Here is a 17600-nt window from a genome sequence, read left to right as displayed (position 1 = left end):
CTACTGCACGTCCATCTGCAGCCCTTCCTTCTGGATGATGCCGGCGAACTTCTTCGTCTCGGCGTCCACGAAGGCGGCGAACTGCTCTGGCGTGCCGTAGTCGGCGCGGGCGCCCATGGCGGCGATCTGCTTCTTGACGTCGTCGCGCTCCAGCATCGCCTTGATCTGGAGATTGAGCGCGCTGAGCACCTCGGGCGAGACCCCCTTCGGAAGGAAGACGGAGAACCAGGAGGACACGTCGAAATTCGCCAGCTCCGGCGCGCTCTCGCGCATGGTCGGCAGGTTCGGCGCGAGCTCGCTGCGCTCGGTCGTGGTGACGCAGAGGCCATTGAGTGTGCCGTTCTGGACCTGCGGCAGGCTCGGATAGAGATTGTCGAACAGGATCTGGATGTCGCCGGCAAGCGCGGCCTGGAGCGCCGGGCCGGCACCGCGGAACGGAATGTGCGTCATCTTCAGCCCGGTGAGCTGGAGGAACCACGCGCCGGTGAGGTGAGGGCTCTGGCCGACGCCGGAGGAGGCATAGCTGAGCTTGTCCGGATTGCCCTTCAGGTAGGTGATCAGCTCGGGAATCGACTTGATGCCGGTCTTTGGATGCGCCGAGACGATGTTCGGGATCCGGATCATGTTGGAAACCGGCTGCAGCTGCTCCGGCTTGTAGCTGAGGTTCTTGAAGATGCTGTAGGCGATCGCGTTCGGTCCGGGGTTGCCGACCAGGATGGTTTGACCGTCAGGCTTGGCGCGGACCGCCTCGGCGGTTCCGATCGTGCCGCCGCCGCCCGAGCGGTTTTCCACGACGGCCGATTGCCCCCAGGCCGTTTGCAGATGGGCAGCGAGCAGCCGGCCCATGACGTCGGTCGAGCCGCCGGCTGCGGCCGGTACGATGAGACGAACGGTCTCGGTCGGCTTCCAGTCGGCGAGGCTCGATCGCGGCAGGATCGCTGCGGCCGAAAGGCCGGCAGCACCGGCGAGCACGCGACGGCGGGACAACGAAATGTTCTGAAGTTTCCTGGGCACGAATCCACTCCCTGCTTCTTGCTTTGCAGGGAGCGTAAGGGAACGCAGCGTGCGGCGGCAAGTCGCGCATGGCGGCAAGGGCCGCGTGGACAGCGGCAGGACGCCGCAGGCTGGAGCGATTTACCTTCCGACGGAATTGGATCGGGCTTTAGATCTTGTTTCGACGCGTTTTGTTCGCGCGAAGCGGTATCCGCTTCGCGCGAGAGCGGTCGCGACTCAGTTGAAGCTCAGCAGCTTGAACAGCGGTGCGAGGTAGCTCATCTCCTGGCCCGACGTCGCCGTGGTGCGGCTGATGAAGTCGAAGATCTTGCCGTCCTGCAGGCCGTAATTCGCCAGCCGGCGCACGCGCCGGTTCTTGTCGAAATAGATCGCGATGACGCGCTGGTCGACCACCTTCTGGTTCATGAAGGCGACCATCCGCTCCGAGCGCTGCGAGATGTAATAGAACACCTCGCCGTCGAGGGTCGCGACGGTGGAGGGCGTGCCCATCACGATCAGCACCTGGTCCTGGCTCGCACCGATCGGAATCTGCTCCAGCGCGCCGGGCGGCAGGATGTAGCCCTTCTGGAATTGCTCGCCGGTGCAGCCTGCAAGGGCGGCGCCGACCAGGGTCGCGGCCGCGAGCAGGCGCAAGCCGCGCCAGCGTGCATGAAGGCCGCGCCGCTTGTCAGCGCGCAGGCCGGTCTGGTTCGTTATCGTCATTGCGGAACTGATTCCGTCCCCTTGCGTCGCGCGAGGCGCTGAAGTACCGGGCGGAGGCTCAGAATGCAACACGCGCGCGCCCGCTTGCGGAAACCACAATGCTTTGGCCGTTCAATCACTTCAGGAAACCCCGGCTAGCCCCGGGCACCATCGAGGCCATCTATGGCATGATCGTGACGCAGGCGCGAGAACCCATATTTTACCGGGACTTGGGCGTGCCGGATACGGTTAACGGTCGTTTCGACCTGTTGCTGCTGCATCTGTGGCTGCTGCTGCGCCGCCTGCGCACCGTCCAGAGCGCCACGGAGCTGTCCCAGGCGCTGTTCGACCGCTTCTGCGAGGACATGGATGACAATCTGCGCGAGATGGGGGTAGGCGATCAGACCGTGCCGAAACGGATGCGGGCTTTCGGCGAGGCCTTCTACGGCCGCGTCCAGGCTTATGACCAGGCCATGGACGGTGGCGGCGAAGCGCTGGCGTCGGCGATCTGCAAGAATATCTTGAATGGTACCGGCATGGATCAGGCCCGGAGCCTCGCGGCCTATGCCCGAGCCACGGAAGCCGATCTCGGCCGGACCGATGAAGCGGCGCTGCTGCGCGCGTCGTTCAAGTTTCCCCCGGCGCTCCCAGAGGATGTCACGCCATGACCCGACCGACGACCGGATCCGAGCCAGATCCCTGGCGGGCGCCCGTCATCGTGGCGCAGGTCCCCGACACCGGCCTGCATCGCGAGCTCGAGGCATCAGCGGCCGAGCGGCAGGCCATGGCCGAGATCGCGGGTCTGCGGGAGGTGCTGTCCGCCCATGCGAGCTTTGATGTCGTGCCGAAAAGCGGCGGCCGGCTCCAGGTCACGGGGCTGGTCCGCGGCCGGATCGGCCAGACCTGCGTCGTCACGCTCGATCCGATCGAGAGCGAGATCGAGGAGGAGGTGGACCTCATGTTCGCCCCCGAGGCCGAGGCGCGCCGGCTGGCCGACCTGATCGAGGAGGGGCAGGACGACGAGGAGCCGCCTGAGGTCGCCGACCCTCCGGAGGCGATCGTCAATGGCATCATCGACCTTGGCCGTCTCGCCACGGACGCGCTGTTCCTGGCAATCGACCCCTATCCGCGCAAGGAAGGGGCGGTGTTCGAGGCGGAGGTCACCGCCCCCGATCCGGAGGACCATCCCTTCGCAGCGCTGAAGGCCCTCCAGGACAGGAAAAAGGGCAAATAGCCCGGGGCATATCCGGCCGGACCGCTTGCGGCCGGACATGAGCCGTCTATCGCGATGGTTTGAAGCCCGGCCATATCCGGTTGATTTCGATGTATTTCTTGCCAATTCATCCACCCGTTCCCGGATCGCCCCGAATGCAAAAGGCTGGGGGCAAGAGGTTGTTTCGGGGGTACAAAACGCTATTGTCGCGCCCCGGTCCGGGTGCGGCGTGGCGCTTGGCCGGTCGCCATGTCCGTGGCGAACCCATTTTGCGGCCCCGCTAACTCAAGACCGCACCAGACCAGGTTTCCAGGACTTTCATGCCAAGCAAGGTTCGTATCGCGCTGGACGCCATGGGAGGCGACGCCGGCGCCGCCGTGGTCATTCCGGGCGCTGCCATCTCGCTGGGCAGGCATCGCGACATCGAATTCCTGCTGGTCGGGGACCGCGCCAAGATCGAGCCCGAGCTCGACCGGCATCCCCAGCTCAAGGCCGCCTCGAAGATCATCCACACCGATGTCGCCGTCAGCGGCTCGGACAAGCCGAGCCAGGCGCTGCGGCGGGGCCGCAAGACCTCCTCGATGTGGCTGGCCATCGATGCGGTCAAGCAGGGCGAGGCGGATGTCGCGGTCTCCGCCGGCAATACCGGCGCGCTGATGGCGATGGCTCGGTTCCATCTGCGCACGCTGCCCGGCATCGACCGCCCAGCCATCAGCGCGATCTGGCCAACCAGGCGCGGCGAGTCGGTCGTGCTCGATCTCGGGGCGACGATCGGCGGCGATGCGCGCCATCTGGTGTCGCTCGCGGTGATGGGCGCGGCCATGGTGAGCGTGGTGTTCGACAAGAAGCGTCCGACGGTCGGCCTGCTCAATATCGGCACCGAGGAGATCAAGGGGCACGAGGAGATCCGCGAGGCCGGCGAGATGCTGCGCGCGATGAACCTGCCGGAACTCGACTATATCGGCTTCGTCGAGGGCGATGGCATCGGCAAGGGGCTGGCCGATGTGATCGTGACCGAGGGCTACAGCGGCAACATCGCGCTCAAGGCCGCCGAGGGAACCGCGCGCCAGATGGCGGACTTACTCCGTAACGAGATTCAGCGGAGCTGGCTGTCCAAAATCGGCTATCTGTTTGCCCGCAATGCCTTCCAGGCCCTGCGCGACAAGATGGACCCGAACAAGTCGAACGGTGGAGTGCTGCTCGGGCTGAACGGGCTTGTGGTCAAGAGCCACGGCGGAATCAATGCCGAAGGCTTTGCCTACGCGATCGATGTTGGCTATGAGATGGCTCACTACGATCTCCTGAACAAGATCAATCAGATGCTCAACCGCGAGGGTGGTGCACTCAATCCCGTGCAGGCCGCGCAGGAGGCTGTTTCGTGACGAAAATTCGTTCGGTCGTACTGGGCTGCGGCTCTTATCTGCCGGAGCAGGTGGTGACCAACGCCCAATTGGCGGCGCGGATCGACACCTCCGATGAGTGGATCGTGCAGCGCACCGGCATCCGTGAGCGGCATGTCGCAGCCGAAGGCGAGTTCACCTCGCACCTCGCGATCAAGGCGGCGCAGGCCGCGCTCACCGACGCCGGCCTCGACGCCCAATCGATCGAGCTGATCGTGCTGGCGACCTCGACGCCGGACAACACGTTCCCGGCAACGGCGGTCGCCGTGCAGCACGGGCTCGGCATCAATCATGGCGCGGCCTTCGACCTGCAGGCGGTGTGCTCGGGCTTCGTGTTCGCGCTCGCCACGGCCGACAATTTCCTGCGCACCGGTGCCTACAAGCGCGCACTGGTGATCGGCGCGGAGACCTTCTCGCGCATCCTCGACTGGAACGACCGCGGCACCTGCGTTCTGTTCGGCGACGGCGCCGGTGCGGTGGTGCTGGAGGCGCAGGAGCAGCCGGGCAACGCCGCGACCGACCGCGGCATTGTCACCACGCATCTGCGCTCCGACGGCCGCCACAAGGCAAAGCTGTTCGTCGACGGCGGGCCGTCCTCGACCCAGACCGTCGGCCATCTGCGCATGGAGGGCCGCGAGGTCTTCAAGCATGCGGTCGGCATGATCACCGACGTGATCGTCGACGCCTTCCAGGCGACCGGGCTCAACGCCGACAGCATCGACTGGTTCGTGCCGCACCAGGCCAACAAGCGAATCATCGACGCTTCCGCCCACAAGCTGCACATCGCGCCCGAGAAGGTGGTGCTGACGGTGGACCGGCACGGCAACACCTCGGCGGCCTCGATCCCCCTGGCGCTCTCGGTGGCGCGCAAGGACGGCCGCATCAAGAAGGGCGACCTGGTTCTGCTGGAAGCCATGGGCGGCGGCTTCACCTGGGGCTCCGCACTCGTGCGCTGGTAGCAACAGTCGATAAAATTTTGTCGGAATCACCGCCGATTATCGATGCTTCGGCATTGATGAGCGCTGTTGACCGCCGTATCGTAACCTCATAATTTCAGACAACAATTGTTCGCCGTGATGTGGGGCAGGGCGATGACCGATCAAAGCAAAACCGTAACGCGTGTCGATCTGTGCGAGGCCGTCTACCAGAAGGTGGGCCTGTCGCGCACGGAATCGTCCGCCTTCGTGGAACTCGTGCTGAAGGAGATCACCGACTGCCTGGAGAAGGGCGAGACGGTGAAATTGTCCTCGTTCGGCTCCTTCATGGTGCGCAAGAAGGGCCAGCGCATCGGCCGCAACCCGAAGACGGGCACCGAGGTGCCGATCTCGCCGCGCCGGGTCATGGTGTTCAAGCCGTCGGCGATCCTGAAGCAGCGCATCAATTCCCAGCATCGCACCAATGGCGATGCCAGCAAGGCTCAACCCGAGGCGTAACCGCCATTCGGAAAGGATTGGCATTTGGACAAGGCGCCGGATGCGTTCCGAACCATCAGCGAAGTAGCGCAGGAACTCGACATTCCGCAGCACGTGCTGCGGTTCTGGGAGACCCGCTTCGCCCAGATCAAGCCGATGAAGCGCAGCGGCGGCCGCCGCTACTACCGCCCCGACGACGTCGATTTGCTCAAGGGCATCCGCCGGCTTCTGTACGGGGAGGGCTACACCATCCGCGGCGTGCAACGGATCCTCAAGGAGCACGGCGTCAAATCGGTGCAGGGTCTCGCCGACAGCGCGGCCGCGGTCTCCTTTGGCGCCATCGAGGACGCCATCGGCGCGAGCCTGATGGAGCCCGAGGACGAGGCCCCCATCAAGGGCATCACCGACACCGACGATGACGACTACCAGGGCGACGAGGAGGAAGGCATCGACTTCCGCTTCGCCGAGATCGACGACGAGGAGATCCTCACCACCTTCCGCAAGGGCGGCGCGCCTGCAGCGTCTGCCGGCCCCAGCGCGCTCGACCGGGAGCGGCTGGGACGGGCGCTCGCCGACCTCGTCGCAGCCAGGGAAATGCTGGATCAGGCGTTGAAGGACGGCTAGGGCCGCCATCGGCAAGCTTGCGCCCGGTTCCGGGGGCTTTGGCCGAGGACACCAAAATGGTGTGACGTCGCCTTGCGCAAAGCAGCGATCCTAGCTAATGGAACGACGTTCGGAGCGTGGCGCAGCCCGGTTAGCGCACTAGTCTGGGAGACTAGGGGTCGGAGGTTCAAATCCTCTCGCTCCGACCATTTTTCTCAAATCATTTGTCGCGTGGATCGACGGGGCGGCGTGGAGCTCCCCGCCGTTGGCGCGTGCGCGATCGGTATGGCATGGCGGGTCCGGTGGCCGGCAGGACCAGGATGCCGAAAACAACCCCATGCACAGTAGCGAAGTCATTGTTGGGATGACGTTTTTCCGAAATGACTTGACGCCTCGGACAATCGACGGCGTTAGACGTGCTGACAAGCTGCGGCAGCAATCGGTCGCACGAGTTAGGAACGACGTGCCAAGGCCTCCGTTGGCAAGCACCCTTAACGGAGGAAACACGATGAGAGTTACGAAAATTGCGTTGGCGGCAGCGTTCATTCTCGGTTCGATCGCGGCGGCGACGGCACAAGGCGGTGGCGGAGCCGGCGGCGGAGCGGGCGGCGGTGGCGCTGGAGGCGCTGGAGGAGCGGGCGCAGGTGCGGGAGCCGGTGCCGGGGGAGGGTCCGGCGGAAGTGGCTCTGGCGCAGGCGGCTCTGCAGGCGGAGGCGGAGGTAACTCACCCGCTGCTGCAACGGGTCAGGGCGCATCGAGCAGCCCGAGTTCAGCCAATCCTGGCGCAACGATGAACGATACGAAATCGAAGGGACGCTAAGTCTCGAAGGCTCGCCACCACCCACAGTGGCGAGCCTTTTCGTTTCGGGTCCAGCGCCGCCCTCCGCCTATGGCTTCGACGTGAAAGACGTCTTCCTGGTCGCGTTCTTCGAGGCGCGGATGGCGTGCTGTACGCTCCTGATCGCTTCTCAGTTCGGCGTCATCTCGGCTTTGACCAGGCGAGGTTTCCGCCGACTTCCCTGGACGCAGAGGTGCTGAGGATCTGACGCTACCTGTCTCAAACACCTCACCACCATCTGCGTGGTCTTCTCCACCGGCGCCCGCACCATCTTCCGTGATCTTCCCGGTTCAGCACCGAGCTGTGCGCGGCGGCCTCGATCGCGGACGCAGACGGAAGTGGGTCACGAGGGGGCGTCGGGTTATCCATGTCACGGCGCTTCAAAAGTCCTCCGCTACAACACCTCGGCACGGACGTGAGCTACACCGCGATCCGTAATGCCCAGGCTGCGCGCGGCAGCAAGCGAGAGATCGAGGACGCGGCCACGAATGAACGGGCCTCGGTCATTGATGGTGACGATGACGCTGCTTCCGCCATGGGTCACGCGGACCTTGGTGCCGAACGGCAGGGTCCGATGCGCTGCTGTCAGGTGATTCCGATTGAATGTCGAACCGCTTGCTGTCTTGCCTTTGGAATACCAATAATAGGAGGCCTTTCCCGAAAAGACTCGATTGAAAGATCGCATGCCCGGGCGATCAGCCGATGGCTCTTGTTCGTTTGGAGGTCGAGCCTCCGGTTGATCCGTCTTGATCTGGTCTACTCCCCCAGGCGCCGGCTCTGCTTGAGCCTTCGGAATGATGGACCATCGGTCGGTGAAATCCTGTGCTGCAGCAGGGTCCGCGTTCAATCCGATCCAAGCAGGGACTGTCGCAATCGCTACCATTCTGACGAGAAGATGCATTGTCGACCTCATGAACAAATTGAAGATCAAACCCACAATGCAGGCTCATGAGGCCGCGTTCCCTGACACGCGCAAAACGGTGATGACATACCGACATTGCGGAGCAAGAGCGTTCCTGCTCCCAATGATCTCAAATGATACGACATTTAATTCATCTGAAATTAAATAAATTAAATATTTAAATTGCAGCCGAGGCTGATGGGCTACGGCGGGTCGTGATCTCGTACCGGCGGAAGTGAGGCGCGCAACGATCGGCTTTGGACCCCGGAGGAGGGCGATCGTCGGGCGGAAGATGCGGCGAGCTTAAGGAGCGTCGGCTTCGCTGGAATGCAAGTACCTTGGCTTGCCGCCCGCCTACCTCAAATACCCCACCACCATCCGCGTCGTCTCGTCCACCAGCGTCCGCACCATCTTCTCCGTGAGCATCTGCGCCCCGCTCAGCACGGTGTTGTGTGCGACCGCTTCGATCGCGCTGACGCAGACGAAGGCGGCGATATCAGGATCGATCCTGCGCATCTCCTTGCGGCGGCTTTCGAGATAGGCGCGCACGAGGGCGTGGACCTCGCGGTTCGAAGCTTCGACTTCCTTGAGCTGGCCGGAGCGCGGGATCTGCTCGGCGAGGACGCGGTGCAGATTGGAATCGATATGATGGGCCTCGATCGCGGCTGTGACGAGGCGGCGCACGGCCTTCTCGATCGGCATGTCCGCGACCTCGACGAAGGCGGCGCGGACGATCTTCATGATCTCCTCGTTGTGACGCTCGATCACGGCGACGACCAGCGCCTCCTTGCTGGGAAAATACTGGTAGAGCGACCCGACACTGACGCCCGCGATCTCGGCGATGCGGTTGGTGCTGGTCTTCTCAAAGCCGTCGCGGACCAGAATGCGAGCGGTTGCTTCGACCAGCGCGTCGACGGTGGCGCGCGAACGCGCTTGGGACGCATGTTTCCGGGGATTTGTCGGCGGTTTGCGCGCCATGAGCCCTGCGATCCCGAATGCGAGTAGAAAATGCGAGCGATCGCTCGCATTATATCCGCCCATGGAGGCCTGTCGGCAAGCCCCTTTTGCCGCCATATGGATGCCGAGCCAGGCGGAGAACGGACCATGAGCGTTGCGAGACTTGTGTCGGCTTTGCAGTTTTGCCCGGGCCTCTGCGTGCAGCGAAGCCGCGATCCCGCGGCGAGCCTGCAAAGTCGCGCCTTCAACCTCTTGCTGCGACAGCTTCCGTACAAGAAGCAGCTCGCATCAGCCGAGGCGGTGCAGGCGCATGTGCAGAAGCTGGCATTGGCGCCGGCCTCCTACGAGCCGACGGGACTCGGCCGTGACGTCGAGGTGATCCTGACCAAGATGGGCGGCTGGCCCGTCTACTACACCGCGCCGCCCTCCGGCCATGAAGGCTGCAACTACGTCATGTTCCTGCACGGCGGCGGCTACATCAACGAGATCGTGCCGGCGCATTGGCGCTTCATCGACCAGATGACGCGCAAGGCGCGCGTCTGTTGCGTCGTGCCGATCTATCCGCTGGCGCCGCGCGCGACCGCCGAGGACGTCGTGCCGGCGACGGCCGAGTTGCTCAGGATGCTGCTGGAAGACGCAGGCGACGCCAAGGTGACGGTGGTCGGCAATTCCGCCGGCGCGGGTCTTGCGCTCGCGGCGTGCCAGTGGCTGCGCGATCGCGGTCATCGGCAGCCGAATCGCATGATGCTGATCTCGCCGGCGGCCGATGCCTCGGTCAGCCGCCCGGAGCAGATGGCGATCGCCGCGCGCGATCCGATCCAGGACATTCCGGGAATCGCCGAGGCGGGACGGCTCTATGCCGGCGAGCTCGATATCGGCCATCCGTTCGTCAGCCCGCTCAACGGCGCCTTCCGCGCGCTCGCGCCGATGACGATCTTCGCAGGGACGCGCGATCTCCTGTATCCGGACAGCGTCGATTTAGCTGAAAGAGCGAGGGCGGTTGGCGTGCCGGTCGAGCTGCATCTGCTCCGCGACCAGCCGCACAATTACGCGCTGATGCCGACGCCGGAGGGGCGACGCGCGCGTGCGATGATTTTGCGCGCGGTGGCTTAAAGGGAAGGCGTGATCGTTGTCACAAACCGCAGCGGCGCGATCGGAGCTGGCGCTGACGGTGCCCGCGCGGAGGACAAGGCGGCCCGGGGCGTTTCCTCTGATAGTCCCGATATCAGATGCATTGATATCGGTAGTTTTGCTGGGTCTTAGGCGTGACCCTTGATCTCGTAATGCCCCGGCACGCATTTGTAACGCTCGAGGCGCCAATTGGCGTGATAGATCGGATGCTCCCCCATCCACTTCGCAAGCGGCGCCTGTGCGCCGATCGCACACTGCATCATCGATATCTCAGGCGTCATGTTGCTGTCGGTCACGATTTCCTCGACGCAACTGGCTGAGCTGGCTGCGCTCAGCCGGCAGAGCACGGCAACGACGGTCACGAACATTCCAGTCACCTCATCGGTAGTTTCTGACCACGACAAGGATGCAAGCGGAGTGCCAGAGCCTGTGACTCACACACAACACGCTGGCCTAGCCGACTCGACCCAGCGTCCGAGAGTCCATTTGATGTTTCGGACTGTAAAAAAATTACCCTTAAACCGAAGCCGGGCAAATACGGGAACCGGGGCAGAAATGATGCAGGCAGGGGTGATGCAGGAATGAGCGATTGTGGAGGCAGTATCGCGCGGACGGCCCTTCACACGGCCGGCGCAGCCGATACGCTCGGAGATATACGGATGCTCGCCAAAAGAGCGGTCACCGTCACACGCAATGGAAACGCGAGGGCAGACCATGAAGGTACGACCAACCGGCGTGATTCCGCCGATGACGACGCCGTTCCGGAAGGATGGCGAGATTGACTACAAGCTCGTGACGCCGCAAGTCGACTGGATGATCGGGGCCGGCGCGCATGGCGTTGCGGCCGGCGGCTCGACCGGCGAGGGCCACACGCTCGACCACGAGGAATATCGCGACCTGATGGCGGCCACGGTGGACGCGGTGAAGGGACGCATTCCCGTGATCGCCGGCATCATCGTGGATTCGACGCGCGATGCGATCCGCCGCGGCAGGCTCGTGCGCGATATGAATGTCGCCGCGCTCCAGGTCACGCCGGTGCATTACCTGTTCAAGCCGGACGACGAGGCGATGGTGGCGCATTTCCGCGCCATGGCCGATGAGACCGGAATGCCCATCATCATCTACAACGTGGTGCCGTGGTCGTATCTTTCGCCGGCGCTCCTGACGCGGATCATGACCGAGGTGCCGCTGGTGGTCGGCGTCAAGCAGAGCGCGGGCGACCTCAAGCTGTTCGCCGATCTCATGATGATGGCACCGGACAAGCTGATCTACAGCGCCGTCGATGCCCTGATGTATCCGTCCTATACGTTAGGGGCCCATGGCTCGATCGCGGCGATCCTGACCGCGGCGCCGCATGCCTCCGTCGCGCTGTGGGACGCGGTGAAGGCGGGCGACCATCCGCGCGCGCTCGACCTGCACAAGAAACTCCTGACGCTGTGGAACGCGATCATTGCCGACAATCTGCCGGCCTGCACGCGCTATGCGCAGACGCTGCAGGGTCTGCCGAAGACGTATCCGCGCGCACCGATGCCGGAGGCATCACGTGCGCAGCAGGCAGCGACCCGCAAGGCACTGGAGGCGCTCGGCGCGTTGAGCGGGGCGCGCAACGAGGCGGCGGAATAGTCCGTCCGCCGAAATAACGGCCGCGAAGACAGCAGCGCCGATCCGCTTTTACCCGCGGATGCGGCGCTGCTACATTTCGCGCCGGCGTCCCGCAACGGGGTGCTCCGAAGAAACATACCGACGAGGGGAGGGACCGAAGTCCCATGAAGGATTTTGCTGGAAAGATCGCGGTCATCACCGGCGGTGGCACGGGAATGGGGCGCGAGCTCGCGCGGCAGCTCGTGGCCGAAGGCTGCAACGTCGCGATGTGCGACGTCTCGGAAGCCGCGATGGCGGAGACCAAGCGGCTGTGCGAGCTCGAGAAGCTGCCGCAGGGCCTGCGTGTCACCACGCATGTCGCCGACGTCGCGATCGAGGATCACCTGAAGCGTTTTCGCGACGAGCTCGCCGAGCAGCAGAAGACGGACCGGATCCATCTGTTGTTCAACAATGCCGGCATCGGCGGCGGCGGCAGCCTGTTCACAAACACGCGCGAGCAGTGGGAGCGCACCTTCAACATCTGCTGGGGCGGCGTCTATCTCGGCGTGCGCACCTTCCTGCCGATGCTGGTGGCCGCGGACGAGGCCCACATCGTCAATACCGCGAGCGTCAACGGCTTCTGGGCCTCGATCGGCATGAACCAGGCGCACACCGCCTACAGCTCCGCCAAGTTCGCGGTGAAGGGATTTAGCGAAGCGTTGATCAACGATCTCCGCCTGCACGCGCCCCACGTCAAATGCTCGGTGGTGATGCCGGGCCACATCGGCACCTCCATCGTCTCCAATTCGCGCAAGGTGCAGAGCGCCGACGGATCGGAGCGGCTCAATGCCGACGAGGTCGCGCTGACCCGCAAGCGCATGGTCGCGGCCGGCGTGCCGGACGCCGACAGGATGACGGACGAGGACGTCCAGGCGGCGTTTGCCGAACGCGCCCGCAGCTTCCTCGAGGACGCGCCGACGACGGCCGCACAGGCCGCGAAGATCATCCTCGACGGGGTCAAGGCGGAGCGTTGGCGCATTCTCGTCGGCGAGGACGCCATGCGCCTCGACGAGCGCGTGCGGGCCACGCCCGAGCAGGCCTACGACCGCGCCTTCTACGAAAGTTTGACGCAGGAGGTCGGCTGGCGACTCGGCTGAGCAGCCAGGCGGCGCGCCGATTTAGGTATGATCATCGTCATGGCAAGAGGTGCGCAGCCGATATCGTGTGCCACCTCTTGCCAGTGTTCGTCACCTCATGCCGAATTGGAATGTCACGCATGCGACGCATCCCGTGCGTTCAAGCGATGGTGATCTTAAACGGGTCTCATTTGACGCACGCCAGCTTGGTCGATGAACCGAAATAGTCTAGTCAAGCAAGGGTAACGCGACGATAGAGCGTAGCTCCGATGATACCCGCATGCCTCTCCGACGACTGGATCCTTTGCCCGGAGCGAGAGGACATATCCGCTGAATTCACGCGGCTCCTGACCGCGGCGCAGGAGGGCGGCGCCACGATCGCCGAATGCCTGATGATCGCGCGGCAGCTGAAGCGGGGCGAAGATCAGTCCTGGCATCGCGAGTGGAAGAAGCTGGCGCAGGCCAATCGCCATCGCGCCGAGGCCGCTTTCGCGGAAGGCCACATGGCGACGGCGCAGCGCAATTGGCTGCGCGCGATGAATTATTACGGCGCCGCGGCAATGCCACTCGACCCGGCCGATGAGCGCCGCTGGGTCGCGGTGCTGGCCATGCAGGAATGCGCCCGCCGCTATCTTGCGGCACGCCGCCCGGCCGGCGAGGTCGTCACCATCCCCTGGCTCGATGGCCACCCGCTGGAGGGCTACTTCCTGCCGGCGCCGGGACGTGGGCGGGCTCCGACCGTGATCTGCATCGGCGAGCCTGGCCACCGGAAGGAAGAATTCCTGTTCAAGCTCGCGCCGCATGCGCGCGAGCGCGGATTCTCCATGCTGGCGCTGGACCTGTTCGGCGACCGGCGCGACGACTATCTCGATGCACTGTTGCGGCGGCGGGATCTCGAGAGCTCGATCCCGTGCGTCATGGACTATCTGGAGACGCGGGGCGACGTCGATTTCGATCGCGTCGCAATCGTCGCGGATGGCTGGGGCTCGTCCTTCGTGGCGCGCGCGGTGTTGCAGGAGCCGCGGCTCGCCGCAGCGGTCTGCGACGGCGGCCTGTGGGACCTGCACGAGCGGGCTTTCTTCGCCAGCCGATTCGCGATGAGCGACGTCAGCATCGTTCCGGTGCCGCATGCCCCGCTGATGGCGTCGAGCGCCGACTGCCCGGTGCTGATCACGCTCGGCGAGGACGGCTGGCTCAAGGCCGACCGGGCGCGTCAGCTCGTCAAGAACTCCGGGCTCGGAAGCTCGGACGTCATGCTGAAGGTGTTCACCGCAGCGGAGACCGGCGCGGCGCAGGCGCATGCGGACAATCCGAGCCTTGCCAACGAATACATTTTCGACTGGCTGGAATCGCGGCTCGGCGCCGCCGGGCGGATCTAGACGCCTGGTCTTGCGCTCGCATCAAAAGTCGAGCGTGAGGCGGACGCAGGCCTTTTCCAGTCGGGTCTTCAGCATCGCGAGCTTGGTGGTGAACTCCGTCAGCTCGTGTTCGTCGAACTCCTGGAAGACGAATTCCTTGATGGTCTTGTACTGTTCGTTGAGGCTCGCCAGGTGCTTCTGGGTCTTCTCGGTCAGGGACAGTCGGACCACCCTGGCGTCGGTCGGCGAGGGACGGCGGCGCAACAGACCCTTCTTCTCGAGCAGCTTGGACTGCGTGGTGACGAAGGACGGATCGACGTGGAGCAGCTTGGAGACGACGTTGACCGGGATGCCGTCGTCCTTGTCGAGGTCGGAGATAGCCATCAGGATCAGCCATTGCGGGCCGCTGATGCCGAGCGTTCGCGCCCAGAACTGGCGCAGCTCCTCCAGATACATGTTGATTGACGATATCTCCCAGGTGAAGCGCCTGATGACATCCAGATTTCCGATGGAGCGCAGGCGCGCACCCTCTTTCCTCGTTGCGGACACAGCGTCACTCCCGTGAACTGATTCTTCAGGCCGAACTTCGCGGTGGGCCATAGTCCACGCAAGCCTGCTCTGACGCAAGTGCAGGGCTGCGTTATTTTGTCACTAAAACTACAAATATGATCTGCTCAGCATATTGGTGTTGCGCGCGGGGCACAGGGTTAGTGAAACAATAAAGCTGAGTTGATAAACTATTTTGATTAGCGGAACGACGCAGGCATATTGGCCGCGACGGTGGGGGGTACTCGATCGTCCCGTTGCAGGTGGTTCGCTCACGTCCCTCGCTCGAATGCGGGTGTGTCCGAAAGCGCACAGCGGCCGAGCGGATTTGAAAAGACGGGGATCTTGGGGGGCCTCACGGTCCGGTCTCCGTAAAATGAGCAACTTGGAGGTTTTAAATGAGAGTGGTGAAGAGCCTTTTGCTCGGCACTGCGGCGGGTCTGATCGCCGTGGGTGGAGCCCAGGCGGCCGATCTTCCGGTGAAGGCCAAGGCGGTCGAATACGTCAAGATCTGCTCGCTCTACGGTGCGGGCTTCTACTACATCCCTGGCAGCGACACCTGCATCAAGCTGGGCGGCTATCTGCGTGCCGAAGTGGCGCTCAATGCCGGCGGCAATTACAGCGCCCAGTACAACAACGTCTTCGCGGCCAACAACCGCCTGACGAACTACTACTCGATGCGCGCTCGTGAAGATCTCAACATCGACACGCGCACTGCGACCGAGTACGGCGTGGTCCGCACCTATTTCGACGCCGTCTTCACCTGGACGACCGGCAATTATGTCGGCACCGGCTCGGGCACGGGCGGCACCCAGTACAGCGGCACCCTCGGCCTCAACGCCGCCGGCACCGGTCTCGTCGGCTCGAGCGGCGGCGCGGTCAACGGCACCGACGGCGGCATCTCCGGCGGTTCGCTCGGCGTCTACTACGCCTTCATCCAGTTCGCCGGTTTCACCCTGGGTAAGTCGGTCTCGCAATTCGACGCGCCCTGGATCAACTATCCCGGCAACAACTTCGACCAGCTGGTCGGCGGCAGCGGCACCACCAACGGCGTCGCCCAGATCACCTATACGGCCGATTTCGGTCAGGGCATCACGGCGGCGTTCTCGGCGCAGGACCAGACGCAGGTCTTCCAGACCAACATCTGGAACACCGCCGGCATGTCCACCACCGGCGTTCTCGGCGGGGCCTACGGCTCGAACGACCTCGGCGGCACGCGCTCGCCAGACCTCGTCGCCATGGTTCGCGTCGACCAGGCCTGGGGCCTGTTCCAGGCGTCGGTCGCCGCGCACGACAACCATGTCGGCTATTACGGCGCCACTGAAACCACCGGCCATCCGGAAGACAAATGGGGCTGGGCCGTTCAGCTCGCGTTGGGCATCAAGAACATCCCGACCGGCGCAGGCGACGTGATCAACATCTCGGGCGTCTACACCGAGGGCGCGAGCCGCTACAACTTCCAGGAGCTGGCTGCGACCAGCTACTCGATGTTCGGCAGCTCGAACGCCGCCTATCAGAGCATCGGCTTTGCCGGCGTGTCTGACGCAGTGTTCGGCCCGGGCGGCCAGCTCGAGTTGACCAAGACCTACGGCTTCCGCGGTGCCTACACCCATAACTGGAGCCCGTTCTGGAACACCGCGCTCTACGGTGCGTGGGCTGCGGTCAACTACAGCGGCACGGCGAAGAGCCTGATCTGCGGCAGCGCCGCGTTCGCGACCCTGACCGGCACCTGCAACCCGGACTTCAACATCGGCCAGATCGGTGTCATCACCCGCTGGACGCCGGTGAAGAACCTGACCTTCTCGGCCGACTTCACCTACAGCCATCTCGACCAGAAGTTTTCGGGCCTGATCACGCCCGGTGCGCAGACCGCCGTTGCCAAGCCGGCGGCCACGTATGAGCTGAAGGACCAGGACACCTACAGCCTACTGCTGCGCGCCCAGCGCAACTGGTAAGCTCGGTCTTTCCGAAGATGACATAAGCCCCGGCGGGAAACCGCCGGGGCTTTTTTATGTGATGATGAATTCGGAAATCCGGCAGCCTTCCGCGCTCCCGATGAAGACGAGCCATGCGATTCAATCGCCTCAAACTTATTTACTTACCTGAGTTACTAAGCTATATAGCTCTCGGCCGGATACGAAAGGTACGGCTCTTAGCTTCACGCTAAGCCTCCAGAAACCTCCGGTGATGCCCCGCCGGAGGTTTTTCGTTTTGGAGCATGGCGGTTTCAACGCGTGACCAGAAACTAGCCGCGCATGGCGCGGATGCGCGAGTTCGGCCGGTAGGCAAGGCGGCTATGGCCGACGCAGTAGGAGTGGCCGTCGGGCGCGACATTGCCGCAGAAGCAGAAATCGTCTTCGCCCGGCGATGAGATCGGCCAGCGGCAACGGTTCTCGGACAGCTCCAGCAGCGAGCAGCGGTTGGCCTCGTCGATCGGCCCGGTGACCACGGGCGCATCGGTCTCGCCATAGATCGTGGCAAGCATCTCGTATTGCAGGCGCGGGACGGCTCTCCGCGCGCGCCCCGGCGCCGGGCCGCGGTCGTGAACCTTGCGGTCGTCGACCGTCCGGCCGCGCGTCAAGTTCAACCGGGACAGCTTGCCGATCACGGCGTTGCGGCTGACGCCGATTTCGGCGGCGATCTCGCGGCAGGAGAGGCCGGCCTCGAAATGCCGCTTCAGGAGCTCAATGCGTTCGTCGGTCCAAGTTTGCGAACAAGCTTGCGAAGAAGCCTGTGAAGAAGTCTGTGCAGAACCCTGTGAGAAAGTCTGTGAAGAAGTCGGGGAAAGAGCAGGCATGTGTAACGGTCCAGGTTGCAGATGTCGGCCAT

At 64.0% G+C, this 17600-nt stretch carries 18 protein-coding genes and 1 tRNA gene; 12 read left to right on the top strand and 7 right to left on the bottom strand.

All coding sequences use genetic code 11. The features are described 5' to 3' along the window. Both HAP40_RS22280 and HAP40_RS22275 read right to left on the bottom strand, forming a co-directional pair. Positions 1-1014, bottom strand: coding sequence for a Bug family tripartite tricarboxylate transporter substrate binding protein (locus HAP40_RS22280; protein WP_246741337.1), 1014 nt, complete (start codon positions 1012-1014; stop codon positions 1-3). Positions 1015-1230: 216 nt separating this feature from the next. Continuing rightward, positions 1231-1716: an outer membrane protein assembly factor BamE gene (locus HAP40_RS22275; RefSeq protein ID WP_166815696.1), complete on the bottom strand. Its 486-nt coding sequence runs from the start codon at positions 1714-1716 to the stop codon at positions 1231-1233. A gap of 98 nt (positions 1717-1814) precedes the next feature. Here HAP40_RS22275 and HAP40_RS22270 point away from each other — a divergent pair, with 98 nt between their 5' ends. From HAP40_RS22270 to HAP40_RS22240, 7 genes are all read left to right on the top strand, one after another. Then, the gene (locus HAP40_RS22270; RefSeq protein ID WP_166815697.1) at positions 1815-2363 is read left to right on the top strand and encodes a ubiquinol-cytochrome C chaperone family protein; all 549 of its coding nucleotides are present in this window, start codon (positions 1815-1817) and stop codon (positions 2361-2363) included. Beyond that, positions 2360-2929 carry a YceD family protein gene (locus HAP40_RS22265; protein WP_166815698.1) on the top strand — a complete coding sequence of 190 codons (570 nt, stop codon included), beginning with the start codon at positions 2360-2362 and terminating at the stop codon, positions 2927-2929. The genes HAP40_RS22270 and HAP40_RS22265 overlap by 4 nt, the downstream gene beginning before the upstream one ends. Before the next feature lie 299 nt (positions 2930-3228). Next, a complete protein-coding gene (plsX, locus tag HAP40_RS22260) occupies positions 3229-4290 on the top strand; it encodes a phosphate acyltransferase PlsX (RefSeq protein WP_166815699.1) in 1062 nt (353 codons plus the stop codon). After that, positions 4287-5267, top strand: a complete 981-nt coding sequence (locus HAP40_RS22255) for a beta-ketoacyl-ACP synthase III (RefSeq protein WP_166815700.1) — start codon at positions 4287-4289, stop codon at positions 5265-5267. Before plsX ends, HAP40_RS22255 begins: the two co-directional genes overlap by 4 nt. Before the next feature lie 132 nt (positions 5268-5399). Continuing rightward, positions 5400-5741 (top strand): integration host factor subunit alpha, encoded by a 342-nt coding sequence (locus HAP40_RS22250; RefSeq protein ID WP_027548240.1) that lies wholly within the window; start codon positions 5400-5402, stop codon positions 5739-5741. A gap of 24 nt (positions 5742-5765) precedes the next feature. Beyond that, positions 5766-6344 (top strand): MerR family transcriptional regulator, encoded by a 579-nt coding sequence (locus tag HAP40_RS22245; RefSeq protein WP_166815701.1) that lies wholly within the window; start codon positions 5766-5768, stop codon positions 6342-6344. A 110-nt stretch (positions 6345-6454) separates the two neighbouring features. Continuing rightward, a tRNA-Pro gene (locus HAP40_RS22240) sits at positions 6455-6532 on the top strand. Positions 6533-7555: 1023 nt separating this feature from the next. Here the strand turns inward: HAP40_RS22240 and HAP40_RS22235 are convergent. Both HAP40_RS22235 and HAP40_RS22230 read right to left on the bottom strand, forming a co-directional pair. Further along, on the bottom strand, positions 7556-8062 hold the full coding sequence (locus tag HAP40_RS22235) for a septal ring lytic transglycosylase RlpA family protein (RefSeq protein WP_246741338.1): 507 nt from the start codon (positions 8060-8062) through the stop codon (positions 7556-7558). A gap of 354 nt (positions 8063-8416) precedes the next feature. Continuing rightward, positions 8417-9040 (bottom strand): TetR/AcrR family transcriptional regulator, encoded by a 624-nt coding sequence (locus HAP40_RS22230; RefSeq protein ID WP_166815702.1) that lies wholly within the window; start codon positions 9038-9040, stop codon positions 8417-8419. A gap of 126 nt (positions 9041-9166) precedes the next feature. On the opposite strand from HAP40_RS22230, the gene HAP40_RS22225 reads away from it, so the two are divergent. Continuing rightward, positions 9167-10132 (top strand): alpha/beta fold hydrolase, encoded by a 966-nt coding sequence (locus HAP40_RS22225; RefSeq protein ID WP_166815703.1) that lies wholly within the window; start codon positions 9167-9169, stop codon positions 10130-10132. Positions 10133-10278: 146 nt separating this feature from the next. On the opposite strand, the gene HAP40_RS22220 is transcribed toward HAP40_RS22225, so the two are convergent. After that, positions 10279-10518, bottom strand: coding sequence for a hypothetical protein (locus tag HAP40_RS22220; RefSeq protein ID WP_166815704.1), 240 nt, complete (start codon positions 10516-10518; stop codon positions 10279-10281). A gap of 346 nt (positions 10519-10864) precedes the next feature. Here HAP40_RS22220 and HAP40_RS22215 point away from each other — a divergent pair, with 346 nt between their 5' ends. From HAP40_RS22215 to HAP40_RS22205, 3 genes are all read left to right on the top strand, one after another. After that, the gene (locus HAP40_RS22215; protein WP_166815705.1) at positions 10865-11773 is read left to right on the top strand and encodes a dihydrodipicolinate synthase family protein; all 909 of its coding nucleotides are present in this window, start codon (positions 10865-10867) and stop codon (positions 11771-11773) included. Positions 11774-11916: 143 nt separating this feature from the next. Further along, positions 11917-12888: an SDR family oxidoreductase gene (locus HAP40_RS22210; protein ID WP_166815706.1), complete on the top strand. Its 972-nt coding sequence runs from the start codon at positions 11917-11919 to the stop codon at positions 12886-12888. 248 nt (positions 12889-13136) lie between these two features. Continuing rightward, positions 13137-14246, top strand: coding sequence for an alpha/beta hydrolase family protein (locus HAP40_RS22205; RefSeq protein ID WP_166815707.1), 1110 nt, complete (start codon positions 13137-13139; stop codon positions 14244-14246). A 21-nt stretch (positions 14247-14267) separates the two neighbouring features. On the opposite strand, the gene HAP40_RS22200 is transcribed toward HAP40_RS22205, so the two are convergent. After that, positions 14268-14774, bottom strand: coding sequence for a MarR family winged helix-turn-helix transcriptional regulator (locus HAP40_RS22200; protein ID WP_166815708.1), 507 nt, complete (start codon positions 14772-14774; stop codon positions 14268-14270). A gap of 395 nt (positions 14775-15169) precedes the next feature. Here HAP40_RS22200 and HAP40_RS22195 point away from each other — a divergent pair, with 395 nt between their 5' ends. Further along, positions 15170-16726, top strand: a complete 1557-nt coding sequence (locus tag HAP40_RS22195; RefSeq protein ID WP_166815709.1) for a porin — start codon at positions 15170-15172, stop codon at positions 16724-16726. 290 nt (positions 16727-17016) lie between these two features. Here HAP40_RS22195 and HAP40_RS22190 read toward each other — a convergent pair whose 3' ends face one another. After that, positions 17017-17568: a GcrA family cell cycle regulator gene (locus HAP40_RS22190; protein WP_166815710.1), complete on the bottom strand. Its 552-nt coding sequence runs from the start codon at positions 17566-17568 to the stop codon at positions 17017-17019. Positions 17569-17600 lie beyond the last annotated feature (32 nt).

This window comes from Bradyrhizobium sp. 1(2017) (assembly GCF_011602485.2).
Classification (GTDB): Bacteria; Pseudomonadota; Alphaproteobacteria; order Rhizobiales; family Xanthobacteraceae; genus Bradyrhizobium.
The sequence above is the reverse complement of the archived record's forward strand: the minus strand, read 5'-3'. Positions and strand labels throughout refer to the sequence as shown.

Coding starts and splice junctions, on each gene's coding strand:
- HAP40_RS22275 (WP_166815696.1), bottom strand. CDS start 1,716: ATGACGATAACGAACCAGACCGGCCTGCGCGCTGACAAGCGGCGCGGC.
- HAP40_RS22270 (WP_166815697.1), top strand. CDS start 1,815: ATGCTTTGGCCGTTCAATCACTTCAGGAAACCCCGGCTAGCCCCGGGC.
- HAP40_RS22265 (WP_166815698.1), top strand. CDS start 2,360: ATGACCCGACCGACGACCGGATCCGAGCCAGATCCCTGGCGGGCGCCC.
- plsX (WP_166815699.1), top strand. CDS start 3,229: ATGCCAAGCAAGGTTCGTATCGCGCTGGACGCCATGGGAGGCGACGCC.
- HAP40_RS22250 (WP_027548240.1), top strand. CDS start 5,400: ATGACCGATCAAAGCAAAACCGTAACGCGTGTCGATCTGTGCGAGGCC.
- HAP40_RS22235 (WP_246741338.1), bottom strand. CDS start 8,062: ATGCATCTTCTCGTCAGAATGGTAGCGATTGCGACAGTCCCTGCTTGG.
- HAP40_RS22230 (WP_166815702.1), bottom strand. CDS start 9,040: ATGGCGCGCAAACCGCCGACAAATCCCCGGAAACATGCGTCCCAAGCG.
- HAP40_RS22225 (WP_166815703.1), top strand. CDS start 9,167: ATGAGCGTTGCGAGACTTGTGTCGGCTTTGCAGTTTTGCCCGGGCCTC.
- HAP40_RS22220 (WP_166815704.1), bottom strand. CDS start 10,518: ATGTTCGTGACCGTCGTTGCCGTGCTCTGCCGGCTGAGCGCAGCCAGC.
- HAP40_RS22215 (WP_166815705.1), top strand. CDS start 10,865: ATGAAGGTACGACCAACCGGCGTGATTCCGCCGATGACGACGCCGTTC.
- HAP40_RS22210 (WP_166815706.1), top strand. CDS start 11,917: ATGAAGGATTTTGCTGGAAAGATCGCGGTCATCACCGGCGGTGGCACG.
- HAP40_RS22205 (WP_166815707.1), top strand. CDS start 13,137: ATGATACCCGCATGCCTCTCCGACGACTGGATCCTTTGCCCGGAGCGA.
- HAP40_RS22195 (WP_166815709.1), top strand. CDS start 15,170: ATGAGAGTGGTGAAGAGCCTTTTGCTCGGCACTGCGGCGGGTCTGATC.
- HAP40_RS22190 (WP_166815710.1), bottom strand. CDS start 17,568: ATGCCTGCTCTTTCCCCGACTTCTTCACAGACTTTCTCACAGGGTTCT.